The sequence below is a fragment of the Flavobacterium aestuarii genome (genome assembly GCF_040049115.1).
Lineage (GTDB): Bacteria > Bacteroidota > Bacteroidia > Flavobacteriales > Flavobacteriaceae > Flavobacterium > Flavobacterium aestuarii.
This window is the reverse complement of sequence record NZ_JBDLZZ010000017.1, coordinates 26,769-41,776: the sequence shown is the minus strand read 5'-3', so window position 1 is coordinate 41,776 and position 15,008 is coordinate 26,769. Positions and strand designations below refer to the sequence as shown.

The following is a 15,008-nucleotide window of genomic DNA, read 5'->3' as shown; positions in this document are numbered from 1 at the left end:
CAAAACTCCCTAAATTACAATTCCACATGGAAATCTTAAATAATTTTTCTTTAAAAAACTACAATACTTTTGGTATTGAAGCCAAAGCCAGACAATTTGCTGCCGTTCAGTCAATAGCTGAACTGAAAGCCATTTTGAAACAAAACCAAAACGAAAAAAAATTCATTCTTGGTGGCGGCAGCAATATGCTTTTAACAAAAGACATTGATGCTTTAGTAATCCATATTGATTTAAAAGGAAAAAAAATAATAAAAGAAGATGATGATTCCGTTTGGATCGAAAGCCAGGCAGGCGAAAACTGGCATCAGTTTGTACTTTGGACCATCAATCAAAACTTTGGCGGACTCGAGAATATGTCGCTTATTCCAGGAAATGTCGGCACTACTCCTGTTCAGAATATTGGTGCTTATGGCACCGAAATCAAAGATACTTTTGTTTCCTGCGAAGCAATCAGCATTGCTTCCCAGGAAATAAAAACATTTACCAATGCCGAATGTAATTTTGGCTACAGGGAAAGCGTTTTCAAAAACGAGGTAAAAGATCAATATATTATCACATCGGTAGTTTACAAACTCACCAAACGCAATCATAAAATCAATACTTCATACGGAGATATTCAGGCCGAATTAGCCAAAAACAACATTACTGCACCTGGCTTAAAAGACGTGAGTAATGCCGTAATTGCTATTCGCAAAAGCAAATTACCAGATCCTGCTGAATTAGGAAACAGCGGCAGTTTTTTTAAAAATCCAATACTCCTGAAAACGGATTTCGAGAAAATCCATCAAAAATTTCCCGAAATGAGATTTTTTGATATTTCAGAAACCGAAGTTAAAGTTCCTGCAGGCTGGCTCATTGAACAAGCCGGATTGAAAGGAAAGCGTTTTGGCGATGCCGGAATCCACAAAAACCAGGCACTGGTTCTTGTCAATTATGGAGGTGCGACTGGACAGGAAATTCTGGATGTTTCAAAAACGGTTCAGGATACTGTTTTTGAAAAATTTGGAATCCATATTGAAGCGGAAGTCAATGTGATTTAAAACAACTGCCAGTACAAGAATAAATTGACCCCTTCGATATGTGCTGTAACAAAACAAATGAATAAAACATAGAAAGTAATTACTTATTTTAGATAGATATTTAACAATTGCTAATTACCTTTGCAATCGATTTTAAAAGCCAAAAAATAAAAGATGCTAAACATTACTTTATACTTTTTTATTGCTATTGTTGTTATTCAACTTTTTTATTATCTAATTGTTTTTGCAAAATTTTCTTTTGCTAGAGCGCAGGAAATTCAAGCACAGAATCTTCCTGTTTCTGTTATTGTCTGTGCCAAAAACGAAGAAGAAAATGTAATAAAATATATTCCGTTATTAGCAGAGCAGAATTACCCCGACTTTGAAATTGTCCTTATTGACGATGCTTCCAGCGATAATACCTTAGAAGTTTTTGAAGAATTTGAAAAAAAATACTCTAATATCCGTTTGGTCAAAGTAAAAAACAACGAGGCTTTCTGGGGGAATAAAAAATATGCATTGACATTAGGAATCAAAGCAGCCAAAAAAGAATATCTTTTATTTACAGATGCCGATTGCTACCCAACCTCCGCAGACTGGATAACTGCGATGAGTGCTCAGTTTACCAAAGAAAAAACAATTGTTTTGGGTTATGGCGCTTATGAAAAAACAGCTAATTCTTTCCTGAATAAAATAATACGATTTGAGACTTTATTAACGGCTTTACAATATTTTTCCTGGGCAAAAACAGGAAAGCCTTATATGGGTGTCGGCCGTAACTTAGCTTACAAAAAGGAAGAATTTTTCAATGTAAATGGTTTTATCGATCATATTCAGATACGATCTGGGGATGATGATTTATTTATTAATCAGGCAGCCAATTCCGATAATACTACGATAAGCTTTTCTCCTGAAAGTTTTACTTATTCTAAACCAAAAACGTCTTACAAAGATTGGTTTATTCAAAAAAGAAGACATGTTGCCACTGCTAAGTATTACAAAACATTTGATATAATACAGTTAGGGCTATTTTTCAGTTCTCAGTTACTGTTTTTATTATTGCCTATCGTGCTGCTCACTTTTCAATTTCAATGGATATTGGTTTTAAGCCTTATTGGTTTTAGATATTTAATGACCTGGATTGTCATTGGCTTTGCCGCAGGAAAATTAAAAGAAAAAGATGTAATGTATTGGTATCCTATTATCGAAATTATACTTATATTCACTCAGATTAATGTCTTTATAACCAACATTTTTTCAAAACCTGCACATTGGAAATAAGCAAACAAATAGAAAAAGCTAAGAAAGGAAACCAAGTTGCCTTTACTTTTCTATTGGATTACTATTGGAATGAAGTGTATGGTTTTATGCTGAAACGAACCGAAAACGAAACCACTGCCGAAGACATTACCATCGAGACATTCTCCAAAGCATTTGACAAAATAGCGACTTACAATCCTGAATTTCAATTTAATACATGGCTGATTTCTATTGCCAAGAATGTACATATCGATTTGATCCGTAAAAAAAAATCGAGTCTTTTTATTGAAATTACTGATGAAGAGGATCAAACTGCCTACAATGTTGCCGATACTGCTCCATCAGCTGAAGATGTTTTAATTACTGAACAAAATCTCTCTCAATTATTGCAATTCATCAAAGAGCTAAAACCACATTATCAGGAAGTAATTCAATTGCGTTATTTTCAGGAAATGAGTTATCAGGAAATCGCCAATAAAATCGATGAACCTTTGAGCAATGTTAAAATTAAATTGCTTCGTGCCAAAAAACTGCTTTCAGAAATTATCCAGAATAGAAGATAATATTCTTAATTTATTAAATAGTCTCCAAAACAAACAATAACTTCTTTTTAAAAAATTTAATTATTTAACAAAATAATTAAGTAATATTTACTACCTTCCATAATAATACTCTTATGCTTTGCGTTAGAAGTTAAAACTTCTATGGCTTATGATTTAATTTTTACTTTAACCCTTAAAACTATTAATTATGTCAAAACTAAACCTCTTCGAAACAAGCTGGACTGACATCGTATTCGAAAACAGAAACAAAGAATACGGAGCGTATCATTTACGCCAGGAAAACACCAGAACAACTTTTTTTGCACTCTTAATGGGCATTTCGCTGCTGACAGCTGCAATAAGCATTCCAACGATTTACAATTATTTAAATCCAGGACACGAAACTATAATTGACCGTTTAATACCCGAGCCAGAAACAATAGTGGTCAGTGAGTTCGACGCTTATGTACCGCCAAAAACTGAAGAAGAAGCTCCAATGCCAAAAGTTACTCAACCCGTTACCGAGAATATTAACACTAATACGCAGCTTATAAATCCCGAAATAGTTCAAGCATCACAGGCTACCACGGAAAAAATTGCAACTAATGATGAACTCAAAAACATTGCAGACAACAGCACGGGAAGCACAGGAGGAACCGGTGTAGGTACAAGTACCTCAACAGGAACAGGAACTGCAGCAGCAGATACGCCAAGCATCCCTGTTAATGCTATTTTGAACAGTGCTGTACTAGACAAAAAACCAGAATTCCCAGGAGGAATCAATAAATTCTACACTTATGTAGGCAATAATTTTGACAAACCAGAACTGGATAGTGAAATGACTATTCGTGTGAGCGTATCATTTGTTATTGAAAAAGACGGAAGCATGACAGATATCAGAGTTCTTAAAGATCCTGGTTACGGATTAGGAGCAGAAGCCATTCGTGTTTTAAAATCATTAAAAACAAAATGGAGCCCAGGAATACTTGATGGCAAAGCAGTCAGAACTTCATATAATTTGCCGATAACAATCCAGACAAACTAGATTATATAACTCAAAAAAGAAAGCTGCATGGAATTGCAGCTTTCTTTTTTTATCAAATACAGATAGAAACTCATTATTTCTTTTTAACAGCCGTTTTTTTAGCTGTTTTCTTGACAGCTGTTTTCTTTGCAGGAAGAGTATTTACAATTTTCTGCTGTACATAAGGCTTATACAAACCATCTTTCTCTGCTCTGGCTTTGGCATCATCTGCTCTTTTTTGTGAATCTGGATGAGAACTCATCATTTGATCAATAAAAGACTTTTGAGTTCCTTCGCTCATTTTTGCTAATATTCTAAACGCAGATTCTTCGGCATTGACATTATATCCATTTTTTTTCATAAAATCATAGGCAAACAAATCGGCCTCCGATTCCTGTTTACGGCTGTATTTGCTATCAATCATTGCACTGCCAATTTTGGCCAATTGGCTATCGGTTACAGCAGCAACTTTAACTGATTGAGAAGATGCCGCATCAATTAAAGCTTCTTTTTGATACACAGCTTTCATTGCATCTCTAGAATCATGATTATGAACATGACCAATTTCGTGACCTATGACCGCTATCAGCTCATTATCATCCATCACATCCATTAATCCTGAGTAAACACGCACGCTTCCATCGGCGGTAGCAAATGCATTTACCTCTTTAGTCAGATAAACTTTGTAATTTAAGGTATAAAACTCCCCTTTGGTGTGTTTTCCAAAAACTCTAGCCAAACGAATTGCATATGGATCTGTAGCAGGTGCCACTTTATTTTCAGCATCCATTTTATCAACAGCCGGCTTAGACAAAGCAGCAGCATCTGCATCGCTGAATGTAAACCCTGTTACTCCTTTTTGAACAGCACTCAGTGCTTTCTCACCAAAATTAATTTGCGCTTGTACCGCAGAAATTCCGAACAAAAACACTGCAGCACCGAATAGTATTGATTTAGTATTCATCTTATTATTTATTTATTTATTTATTTATTTATTTTAGTACAAATATAATACAAGTTTAAAAACACTGAAATTGGCTGCAGCAAAATATTCAGCATTTCCAGTTTGAAAACAATAATCAAGTTTGACAATAAATATTTTTTTTTAATGCTAAAACCAAAAAATCCTCCTGAAAGCCGAACACGTTTTATCAAAATTCATAAATAAGGAACTCCAATTCTAAAACTACATTGCTTATCTTTGCAGTCTGAAAAATGAAATATGGAAACTGTTTTAGATAATACATTGACACCCGAAAGCCGAGGCGGAGCCGAATTGAACGTTGCAAAACCAAAGTGGCTAAAGGTAAAACTCCCTATTGGACAAAAATACACTGAACTTCGCGGTTTAGTTGACAAATACAGCTTAAATACTATATGCACTTCTGGAAGCTGCCCAAATATGGGCGAATGCTGGGGCGAAGGAACTGCTACTTTTATGATCCTTGGAAATGTATGTACACGTTCATGCGGTTTTTGCGGTGTAAAAACTGGAAGACCAGAAACCGTTGATTGGGATGAGCCGGAAAAAGTAGCCCGTTCTATCAAAATAATGAATATAAAACACGCAGTTATTACTAGTGTTGACAGAGATGATTTGAAAGATGGCGGATCAATTATCTGGATTGAAACGGTAAAAGCTATTCGCAGGATGAATCCAAATACAACTTTGGAAACATTGATACCAGATTTTCAAGGTATCGAAAGAAATATCGATCGAATTGTTGAAGCAAATCCAGAAGTAGTATCTCATAATGTTGAAACCGTTCGCAGATTAACCCGCGAAGTGCGCATACAGGCAAAATACGACCGAAGCCTTGAAGTTTTAAGATATCTTAAAGAAAAAGGTATTAATAGAACAAAGTCTGGAATTATGCTGGGGCTTGGCGAACAAGAAGAAGAAGTTTTTCAAACCATGAGAGATTTAAAAGCCGCCAATGTTGACATTGTTACTATCGGGCAATATCTGCAGCCTAGCAAAAAACATCTTCCAGTAAAAGAATTCATCACGCCGGATCAATTCAAAGTCTATGAAAAATTTGGATTGGAATTGGGTTTCCGACATGTCGAAAGCGGTGCATTAGTCCGGTCTTCATACAAAGCACAAAAACATATTTTATAAAAAAGTGTAATCGTTTAATCGTTTATTTGTTAAACGTTTAAACGTTTAAACGTTTAAATCAAAACTTTGAAAACAAAAATAGCTATTAATGGTTTTGGCCGAATTGGAAGGAATTTATTTCGATTACTCTTAAACCATCCTACTATTGAAGTAGTCGCCATAAATGATATTGCCGATAAAAAAACCATGGCACATTTGGTGAAATATGACAGTATTCATGGAGTTTTGCCTTTTGCGGTAAGCGATGATGAAAAAGGCATCATAGTTGACGGAAAACATTATTTATTTTTCCACGAAAAAAATATTGCAAATCTGGATTGGAAAAGCCTCAACATTGATTTTGCAATAGAATCTACAGGGAAATATAAAACTTTTGACGAAATAAACGCACACATTCTGGCTGGAGCAAAAAAGGTAATCCTATCTGCACCATCCGAAACTGATGCTATAAAAACTGTGGTATTGGGCGTTAATGAATCTATTCTTGACGGAACCGAGACAATTATATCTAACGCAAGCTGCACCACCAATAATGCCGCCCCGATGATAAAAATAATCGAGGAACTTTGCGGTATCGAGCAGGCTTATATTACAACAATCCACTCCTTTACTACTGATCAAAGCTTACACGACCAGCCCCATAAAGATCTGCGCAGAGCCAGAGGAGCCAGTCAATCTATTGTTCCAACTACAACAGGAGCTGCAAAAGCACTGACAAAAATCTTCACATCTCTTGATGGCAAAATGGGAGGATGCGGCATTCGTGTTCCCGTTCCCGACGGATCACTGACAGATATTACATTTAATGTAAAACAAAATGTAACAATACAGCAAATTAATAATGCCTTTAAAACTGCATCAAAAACCAATTTAAAAGGAATATTAGAGTATACCGAAGATCCTATTGTGTCTGTAGATGTGCTTGGTAACAAAAATTCATGTATATTTGATTCTCAGCTTACTTCAGTTATCGACAAGATGGTAAAAGTTGTAGGCTGGTATGATAATGAAATTGGATACTCTTCCCGAATCATTGATTTAATTTCATTATTGAATACTAATAAAAAATAAGTCTTAATAAATAAAAACAAGTAATTACCTACAAGTTACTATCTGCGATAATGCATATCCATAAATAGCAACATATGAAGTACTGCTTATTATTGTTTTTACTTTTTCAAACAGTATTCTATCCTCAAAAAAGAGCGACAGATAGCGTTTCCTATTATTCAAAATCAGCAGCGGATAATGAGAAAGAAAACAAGTATAAAGAGGTTTTATTTTACATTCAGAAATCAATAGATTATTGTAAAAAAAACAATAAAATTGAAGCCGAAGCCAATCAGACCTTCAATTTAGGCAAAATATATTTTGACCTGAAACTCTATAATGACGCCATCGAAGTCTTTAACAAAAGTATTTCTATATTCAACACTATATCAAAAAATCCAAATCAGAGAGCTGCTAAAGCATACTATTATCTAAGCCTTTCTTATATTGAAAAAAAGAATTTTAAACTTGCAGAATCTTCTATCCTTAAAGCCAGCGAAATTCAAAAAAAGCTCGATATAAAAGAATCTTTGGATCAAATTAATCTTCAAAAAGGAATACTTTCCAAATACAAAGGAAATGATTCTTTAGCTGTATCACTTTTTAGAGCTATTGCGGCCAAACCTCAATACAATAATCTAGAAAACACAAAAGCTGAAGCCCTATACCAGATAGGAGTCATTGAGGCAGAAAACAAACGATACAACCTTGCCTTAAATTACTTCAATAAAGCCCTTGAATTAAACAGAAAAAACAAAGACCAAACCCAGCAGACAAATATTCTGCTTGCAATAAGTACAACATATGATAAGCTGTTAGACAAAACAGCAGCCTATACTTATTTGAAAAAATACCTGAATTTAAAAGAAAGCATTACCCTTGCTAATGAAGAAAAGCTTGGTATTAATGACTACGAGGCATTTAAAAAATCCCAGCAGATACAAGAAGAACTGCAAAAGCAAAAAGAAAATAAGGAAAAAGAAAAAAACGATAAATTCTCAAAACTCATCAGCATATTAGCCATTGCGATAATTTCCATCCTTTCGCTATTGAGTTTATCATTATACAAAAACAATATTATACGCAATCAGACCAATTCATTATTGAAAGAGAAAAACCATGAATTGATTACTGCCAAAAACAAAGCTGAAGAAGCATCAAAAGCGAGATCTGAATTTTTATCAACGGTGAGCCATGAACTTCGGACTCCTTTAAATGCTATTAACGGAATCACTCATTTGTTATTAGAAGAAAATCCTAAAAAAAATCAGATGCACTATTTAACGTCATTGCAGTTTTCGGGTAATTATCTAACTAATTTTATAAATGACATTTTAGAAATAAATAAAATAGAATCTAATAAGCTGGAAATTGAATACATCAGTTTTAACCTGAAACGGTTATTAACAGACATTCAGAATTCCCTTAAGGAGATTGCAACCATAAACAACAACAAATTTATCCTTAAGATAGACTCTGCCATTCCTGAAAATTTAATTGGTGATCCTACAAAATTATCCCAGATTTTCATGAATTTAATCAATAATGCATTAAAATTCACTAATAATGGAACAGTTAGTGTTATTGCCCGTTTAAGAAATTACACAAACGACAATGCTGCTATATATTTTCAAATTATTGATACAGGAATTGGAATACCCGAAGATAAATTAAAAACAGTATTTGACAGCTTTTCGCAAGGATCTGTCGAAATCAACAGAAAATTTGGAGGCACTGGATTGGGGCTCACGATTGTTAAAAAATTAGTACGGATACTAGGAGGCCGTATCCGTTTAAAAAGTACTGTTGGCGAAGGTTCAGTTTTTTCATTTGAACTGAATTTCAAAACAGATACCAAACCAGTCCAAATCAAATCCAAAATCAGAAATTACAACCCGGAAATATTCAAAAACAAAAAAGTCTTATTAGTCGAAGACAATAAAATCAATCAAATGATTACCAAAAAAATGCTTTCACGAAAAGAAATGGAATGCACTATTTTGGATAATGGAGAAGAGGCCATTCAGATTTTAAAAAACAAAACTTATGATTTAGTCCTGATGGATGTACATCTGTTAGGCATGAACGGCACTGTTGCCACTCAGCAAATAAGAGAGTTTGACACTACAACACCTATTATAGCCCTTACTGCAATTTCATTGAATGAAAACAGAGAAATGCTAATCTCTTTTGGCATGACCGATGTAATAACTAAACCTTTTATTCCAGAGGATTTTTATACTACAATTGCTCAAAATTTCAGCAATTCTTAACCTCTTGTTATTAATTCTTTTACAAGCTTTCGCAAATGAGGCTCAGCGCCTTTGGCCGCTTGCAAAACCTCATCATGCGAAATGGTCAGAATACTTTCTTCATCACCCATATCCGTAATAATCGAAACTCCAAAAGTTTCCAATTCCATATGACGGGCCACAATCACTTCTGGAACCGTAGACATTCCTACACAATCTGCCCCTAAGATTTTGACCATTTTATATTCGGCCAAGGTTTCAAAAGTTGGTCCTTGCAAGCCGAGATAAACACCATCATGTATTTCTATATTAAATTCTTGTGCAATTGCTTTTGCTTTAGCAATCATTTCAGCCGAATAAGGCTGGCTCATATTAACAAATCTTGGTCCAAAACGCTCGTCATTTTTCCCTCTTAACGGATGTTCCGGCATGAAATTGATATGATCTTTAATAATCACGATGGAGCCAACTTTATATTTTGAATTTACACCTCCAGAAGCATTGGAAACAATTAATTTTTCGACACCCAGGTATTTCATTACCCGGACTGGAAAAGTAACTTCTTTCATCGAATATCCTTCATAATAATGAAAACGTCCTTGCATGGCTACCACGTTTTTGGTTCCAATGGTTCCAAAAACCAATGCTCCTTTATGCCCTTGAACTGTCGAAACAGGAAAGTTAGGTATTTCATCGTAAGGTAAAACGTATTTAATGGCAATTTCATCTGTAAATCCGCCCAGACCCGAACCCAAAATCACGCCATACTCCGGACTGAAATTAATTTTCTCTTTAATGTAACTAACTGTTTCTTGTACTTTGTCCCACATAACTTAAAATATTTTTGTTAAAATCATCAGCATCAGAAAGGAACGAACTTTTTATAGGCAAATAATAAAGCTGATCGCTTACTATACTCCCCTTCAATCGAACATAATCTTTTTCGGTTGTTATGATAATTTTGTTATTTGCTTTTTTCTTGATTTCCAGCAATTCGCTTTCGCTAAAATGATGATGATCGGGGTAAGTCAAGCATTCGTCATTTCCTTGTCTTAAATGAGTAAAAAATGATTCGGGTTTTGCAATACCAGCAAGAAGCAGCTTATTCATTGTCTTTACTTCAGAAACCTGCATTATTTTTTTATCCGAATAAATCACTTCATCATACTCAATAAAGGTAAAAAACAAACTTTGACCTGGAGAAAGATGCAGCTCTTTTTTAATACTGTTTTGAGTATCTAAAGATAGATTTGCAGGACATTTTGTAACAATAACAATATCGGCTCTTTGTGCACCACTTCGCCATTCACGCAAGTTCCCTGTAGGCAGCATACAATCACGGCAATACAAATCGTCATAAGCAGTAAGCATAATATAAAAACCAGCTTTTACCTTTCGGTGCTGAAAAGCGTCATCCAATAAAATAATTTCGGGAGGATTTGTACCCGAAAGCAATTGCTCTATACCATTTTTTCTATTGGCATCGACAGCAACCTGTATATTTTCGAATTTTTGATAAAACTGAAATGGCTCGTCACCCAATTGCAAGGCATCCGAATTTTCATCAGCCAAAACAAATCCTTCAGATTGCCTTTTGTAACCTCTGCTCAAGGTTGCCAATTTATATTGATTAGAAAGCAATCTGATTAAATATTCAATTTGCGGTGTTTTGCCTGTACCTCCCACACTTAGATTTCCTACAGCAATAACAGGCAAATCAAAAGAATATGATTTTAAAAAACCCTTATCAAAAAGGAAATTTCGGATACTCGTAATAAAGCCATACAAAATGGAAAAAGGAAACAATATTTTTCGCAATAAATTCATTTTACGAAAGTATAATATTTTATCTTTGAACGGAAATTATTAAAAGCAAACTAATCATAACTTTTAGTATTATTTCAAAAAAGTTTGTGGTCAAAATTTATAAAATACAGATTAATAGATCCCTGAAAAGAGTAAAAAAATGAGTACAATAAAAGAAATCCTTTCTGTTCTTGAAGAAATGGCACCTTTGGCTTATGCCGAAGATTTTGACAATGTAGGATTGATAGTTGGAGACGAAAACACTGTGGCTACAGGCATTCTGGTTTGTCACGATGCGTTAGAAAATGTAATTGACGAAGCCATCGCAAAAAAATGCAATCTGGTTGTCTGTTTTCATCCTATTTTATTTTCTGCAGTAAAAAAAATAACAGGCAAAAATTATGTAGAACGTGCCTTGCTGAAAGCTATAAAAAATGACATTGCCATATATGCTGTTCATACTGCTCTGGACAATCATCCAGAAGGTGTAAACAAAATATTCTGTGACACACTGGGACTTATAAATACCCGAATTTTAATCCCAAAACAAAATAACATCCGAAAATTAGTTACATATACCATTCGAGACAATGCCGAAAAAGTCAGAGAAGCATTGTTTGCAGCAGGAGCCGGAAGCATTGGGAATTATGACAAATGCAGTTTTAACTCCGAAGGTACTTTTACGTATCAAGGCAACGAGAAAAGCGAGCCAACCATTGGTGAGAAAGGTGTACTATCTAGAGGAACTGAAACCAAAATCGAGGTCGTTTATGCCAAACATCTAGAAACGGGAATCATAAAAGCGCTTCGTGAGAACCACATTTACGAAGAAGTTGCTACCGAAATCTATAATATGAAAAACACTTTTAATCATATTGGACTAGGGATGATTGGCGAATTAGAAGAAGAAATGGATGAGAAAGATTTTTTAGCTTTTGCCAAAAACAAAATGCAGGCCAATGGAATTCGTCATTCGGCTTTTACAGGAAAAAAAATAAAGAAAGTAGCCGTTTTGGGAGGATCTGGAAGCTTTGCAATACCAAATGCAATTCAGGCTGGTGCTGATGTTTTTTTGACTGCAGATTTAAAATATCATCAATATTATGAAGCCGAAAACCAGATTTTGCTGGCTGATATTGGACATTTTGAAAGTGAACGATATACAAAAGAGTATATTGTTGATTATCTTAGAAAAAAAATCCTTAATTTTGCAATCATTTTATCGGAAGAAAATACAAATCCAGTTAAGTACTTATAGAATATGACGAATACGAAAGAATTAAGTGTTGAGGACAAGTTAAGAGCAATTTACGATTTACAGTTAATTGACTCTAGAATTGACGAAATCAGAAACGTAAGAGGTGAACTGCCTTTGGAAGTAGAAGATTTAGAAGATGAAGTTGCAGGTTTAAGCACTCGTTCAGAAAAATTGAAAGGTGAACTTGAGGTAATCGAGAACCTTATCAAACAAAAAATCAATGCAATTGACGAGCACAAAGAAGCTGTTAAAAAATACACCAAACAACAGGAAAGTGTTCGTAACAATCGCGAATTCAATTCGTTGACTAAAGAAATTGAATTTCAGGAATTAGAAATTCAATTGGCTGAAAAGCAAATTAAAGAGATGAAAGCTTCTATTGAGCACAAAAAAGAAGTAATAGCTTCTTCCAAAGAAAAATTAGATTCTAAATCATCTCATTTAAAACATAAAAAATCAGAATTGGATGCTATCATGGCCGAAACTCAAAAAGAAGAAACTTTCTTAAGCGAGAAATCAGCAGAATTTGAAGCATTAATCGAAGAACGTTTATTAGTGGCTTACAAAAGAATCAGAAGCAGTGTTCGTAACGGGCTTGCAGTTGTTTCTATCGAAAGAGGAGCTTCTGCAGGATCATTCTTTACAATTCCACCACAAACACAGGTTGAAATTGCCGCCAGAAAGAAAATCTTAATCGATGAACACTCCGGAAGAATTTTAGTCGACAGTGTACTGGCTGAAGAGGAAAGAGAAAAAATGCAACAATTATTTGCTAAGTTCTAAAAAATAACTAAGCCTCGAATTTCGAGGCTTTTTTTATATCATTTATTTTGAATCTACAAAAAAGTATCCGATATATCGCTGTTAAATCTGTTGGTCAATACATCAACCTTCTTCATTTGCTGCACCCAAAAAAAGCATTGCAGCTTTCCTATACTTTTTTCAGCAATCCAAGAATCGGGAAACTTTCTAAGGAAAATCTGCCAGTTGTACTGCAAAATACTCATAAAGAAATATTTGAACACAATGAACACCAATTCCAGACCTATACATGGAAAGGAAATGAGAACAAAATACTTCTGGTTCACGGATGGGAAAGCAATTCGGCACGATGGGAAAAAACTTTGCCCTATTTACAGCAATCCGGTAGTACCATTATTGCCATAGATGCTCCCGCTCATGGACAAAGCAGCGGTAAAGAATTCAATGTTCCGCGCTATGCAGAATTCATCAACAAAGCTGTAAAAAAATTTGAACCCAACATCATCATTGGACACTCCATAGGAGGCTCGGCTTGTCTTTACCATCAATATTTATACCCAGACACAAGTATTAAAAAGATGGTTATACTTGGAGCACCTTCGGATTTGAGAACACTGCTGGATAATTATATTCAAATGTTAAGCCTAAATCCAAAGATGTTTGATCTTTTGGAAAAACATTATTTAAAAAATTTCGACATCGAACTGGATTATTTCTCGGGCGCAGCATTAGCTAAGGAAATAAAAATAGAAGGAATTATTGCCCATGACACCTGTGACCCCGTTGTAGCCTTTGAAGAAGGCAAAAAGATCGCTGCAAATTGGCAAAAAGGCCGTTTTATAACCACTAACAATCTTGGCCATTCCATGCATGACGAGGCTTTATACAAAGAAATATATCAATTTTTATTTGAAAAATAGATTTTGAAACTACTAGATCGCCTGATTTTTGGATTCAGATTAACTCATTAAATTTCTAATATTATTACTTTTTAATAAATCAGCAGATTGCATAACTATCTAAAAGAACAATCTAAAAATCTAAGAATCCAAAAATCCAAGAAGTCTAAAAAAAGACTATTTTTGCAGTATGGAAGAAAATCTTAAACGCCTCAATAAATTCATAGGAGAAACAGGCTATTGCTCTCGTCGCGAAGCCGATAAAATTATCGAAGAAGGCCGAGTGACTATTAATGGAGCCGTACCAGAACTGGGAACCAAAGTTTCACCTGATGACGAAGTGCGTATAGACGGAAAACTAATCCGTGACAAAAATGAAAAACCAGTTTACCTAGCATTTCATAAACCAGTTGGAATTGAATGCACCACCAATCTGGAAGTTCGCGACAATATTGTAGATTATATTAATTACCCAAAGCGTATTTTCCCAATTGGCCGTTTGGATAAAGCCAGCGAGGGATTAATTTTCATGACAAATGATGGTGATATTGTAAACAAAATACTGCGAGCCAGAAACAATCACGAAAAAGAATATACCGTAAGAGTAAACAAACCCATAACTGACCGTTTTATCGAACGAATGGGAAATGGCGTACCCATTTTGGACACCGTTACCCGCAAATGCAAAGTAGAACAAATCAGCAAGTATATTTTTAAAATTATCTTGACACAGGGACTTAATCGGCAAATCCGCAGAATGTGCGAATATTTAGGCTACGAAGTAACCGCTTTGAAACGTATTCGGATTATAAATATTTCATTAGATGTTCCTGTGGGCCGTTACAGAGATTTGACGGACTCCGAGATTAAAGAATTAAATCAATTAATAGAACCGTCCAGCAAAACAGAAGAAGCGAGTTTGCCAAAACCTGAACCTCAGTTTCAGAAAAGAAGAACCGAATTCATCAAAAGAGATGATCCCAGATTTAAAAAAAGAGGTGATTATTAATCTTA

General features: G+C 34.7%; 14 protein-coding genes. 11 read left to right on the top strand and 3 right to left on the bottom strand.

Annotated features, from left to right (window positions below; genetic code table 11):
* The first annotated feature begins 26 nt into the window (after window positions 1-26).
* From murB to ABEG11_RS15765, 4 genes are all read left to right on the top strand, one after another.
* Window positions 27-1,040: a UDP-N-acetylmuramate dehydrogenase gene (gene murB, locus ABEG11_RS15780; protein WP_348825142.1), complete on the top strand. Its 1,014-nt coding sequence runs from the start codon at window positions 27-29 to the stop codon at window positions 1,038-1,040.
* 153 nt (window positions 1,041-1,193) lie between these two features.
* Window positions 1,194-2,300 (top strand): glycosyltransferase, encoded by a 1,107-nt coding sequence (locus ABEG11_RS15775; RefSeq protein ID WP_348825141.1) that lies wholly within the window; start codon window positions 1,194-1,196, stop codon window positions 2,298-2,300.
* On the top strand, window positions 2,291-2,842 hold the full coding sequence (locus ABEG11_RS15770; RefSeq protein WP_348825140.1) for an RNA polymerase sigma factor: 552 nt from the start codon (window positions 2,291-2,293) through the stop codon (window positions 2,840-2,842). The genes ABEG11_RS15775 and ABEG11_RS15770 overlap by 10 nt, the downstream gene beginning before the upstream one ends.
* 187 nt (window positions 2,843-3,029) lie before the next feature.
* Window positions 3,030-3,866 carry an energy transducer TonB gene (locus tag ABEG11_RS15765; protein ID WP_348825139.1) on the top strand — a complete coding sequence of 279 codons (837 nt, stop codon included), beginning with the start codon at window positions 3,030-3,032 and terminating at the stop codon, window positions 3,864-3,866.
* Window positions 3,867-3,939: 73 nt separating this feature from the next.
* Here ABEG11_RS15765 and ABEG11_RS15760 read toward each other — a convergent pair whose 3' ends face one another.
* A complete protein-coding gene (locus tag ABEG11_RS15760; protein WP_348825138.1) occupies window positions 3,940-4,809 on the bottom strand; it encodes a M48 family metalloprotease in 870 nt (289 codons plus the stop codon).
* A gap of 258 nt (window positions 4,810-5,067) precedes the next feature.
* Between ABEG11_RS15760 and lipA the strand changes: the two genes are divergently transcribed.
* The 3 genes from lipA (at window position 5,068) to ABEG11_RS15745 (ending at window position 9,290) form a co-directional block, all read left to right on the top strand.
* Complete coding sequence (lipA, locus tag ABEG11_RS15755; protein ID WP_348825137.1) at window positions 5,068-5,967, top strand: lipoyl synthase; 900 nt, start codon at window positions 5,068-5,070, stop codon at window positions 5,965-5,967.
* Between the two features lie 66 nt (window positions 5,968-6,033).
* Window positions 6,034-7,038, top strand: coding sequence for a type I glyceraldehyde-3-phosphate dehydrogenase (gene gap / locus ABEG11_RS15750; RefSeq protein WP_348825136.1), 1,005 nt, complete (start codon window positions 6,034-6,036; stop codon window positions 7,036-7,038).
* 74 nt (window positions 7,039-7,112) lie between these two features.
* Window positions 7,113-9,290, top strand: a complete 2,178-nt coding sequence (locus tag ABEG11_RS15745; protein WP_348825135.1) for a tetratricopeptide repeat-containing hybrid sensor histidine kinase/response regulator — start codon at window positions 7,113-7,115, stop codon at window positions 9,288-9,290.
* Here ABEG11_RS15745 and ABEG11_RS15740 read toward each other — a convergent pair.
* Together ABEG11_RS15740 and lpxK are read right to left on the bottom strand one after the other, a co-directional pair.
* Window positions 9,287-10,099 (bottom strand): purine-nucleoside phosphorylase, encoded by an 813-nt coding sequence (locus tag ABEG11_RS15740; RefSeq protein WP_348825134.1) that lies wholly within the window; start codon window positions 10,097-10,099, stop codon window positions 9,287-9,289. The two genes, ABEG11_RS15745 and ABEG11_RS15740, sit on opposite strands and share 4 nt — an antisense overlap.
* Window positions 10,071-11,096, bottom strand: a complete 1,026-nt coding sequence (gene lpxK, locus ABEG11_RS15735; protein ID WP_348825133.1) for a tetraacyldisaccharide 4'-kinase — start codon at window positions 11,094-11,096, stop codon at window positions 10,071-10,073. The genes ABEG11_RS15740 and lpxK overlap by 29 nt, the downstream gene beginning before the upstream one ends.
* A 139-nt stretch (window positions 11,097-11,235) precedes the next feature.
* On the opposite strand from lpxK, the gene ABEG11_RS15730 reads away from it, so the two are divergent.
* The 4 genes from ABEG11_RS15730 (at window position 11,236) to rluF (ending at window position 15,003) form a co-directional block, all read left to right on the top strand.
* Window positions 11,236-12,333: a Nif3-like dinuclear metal center hexameric protein gene (locus ABEG11_RS15730; RefSeq protein WP_348825132.1), complete on the top strand. Its 1,098-nt coding sequence runs from the start codon at window positions 11,236-11,238 to the stop codon at window positions 12,331-12,333.
* A 3-nt stretch (window positions 12,334-12,336) separates the two neighbouring features.
* The gene (locus tag ABEG11_RS15725) at window positions 12,337-13,116 is read left to right on the top strand and encodes a zinc ribbon domain-containing protein (protein WP_348825131.1); all 780 of its coding nucleotides are present in this window, start codon (window positions 12,337-12,339) and stop codon (window positions 13,114-13,116) included.
* 47 nt (window positions 13,117-13,163) lie between these two features.
* Window positions 13,164-14,015 (top strand): alpha/beta fold hydrolase, encoded by an 852-nt coding sequence (locus tag ABEG11_RS15720; protein WP_348825130.1) that lies wholly within the window; start codon window positions 13,164-13,166, stop codon window positions 14,013-14,015.
* 169 nt (window positions 14,016-14,184) lie between these two features.
* The gene (gene rluF, locus ABEG11_RS15715) at window positions 14,185-15,003 is read left to right on the top strand and encodes a 23S rRNA pseudouridine(2604) synthase RluF (RefSeq protein ID WP_348825129.1); all 819 of its coding nucleotides are present in this window, start codon (window positions 14,185-14,187) and stop codon (window positions 15,001-15,003) included.
* Window positions 15,004-15,008: the final 5 nt, after the last annotated feature.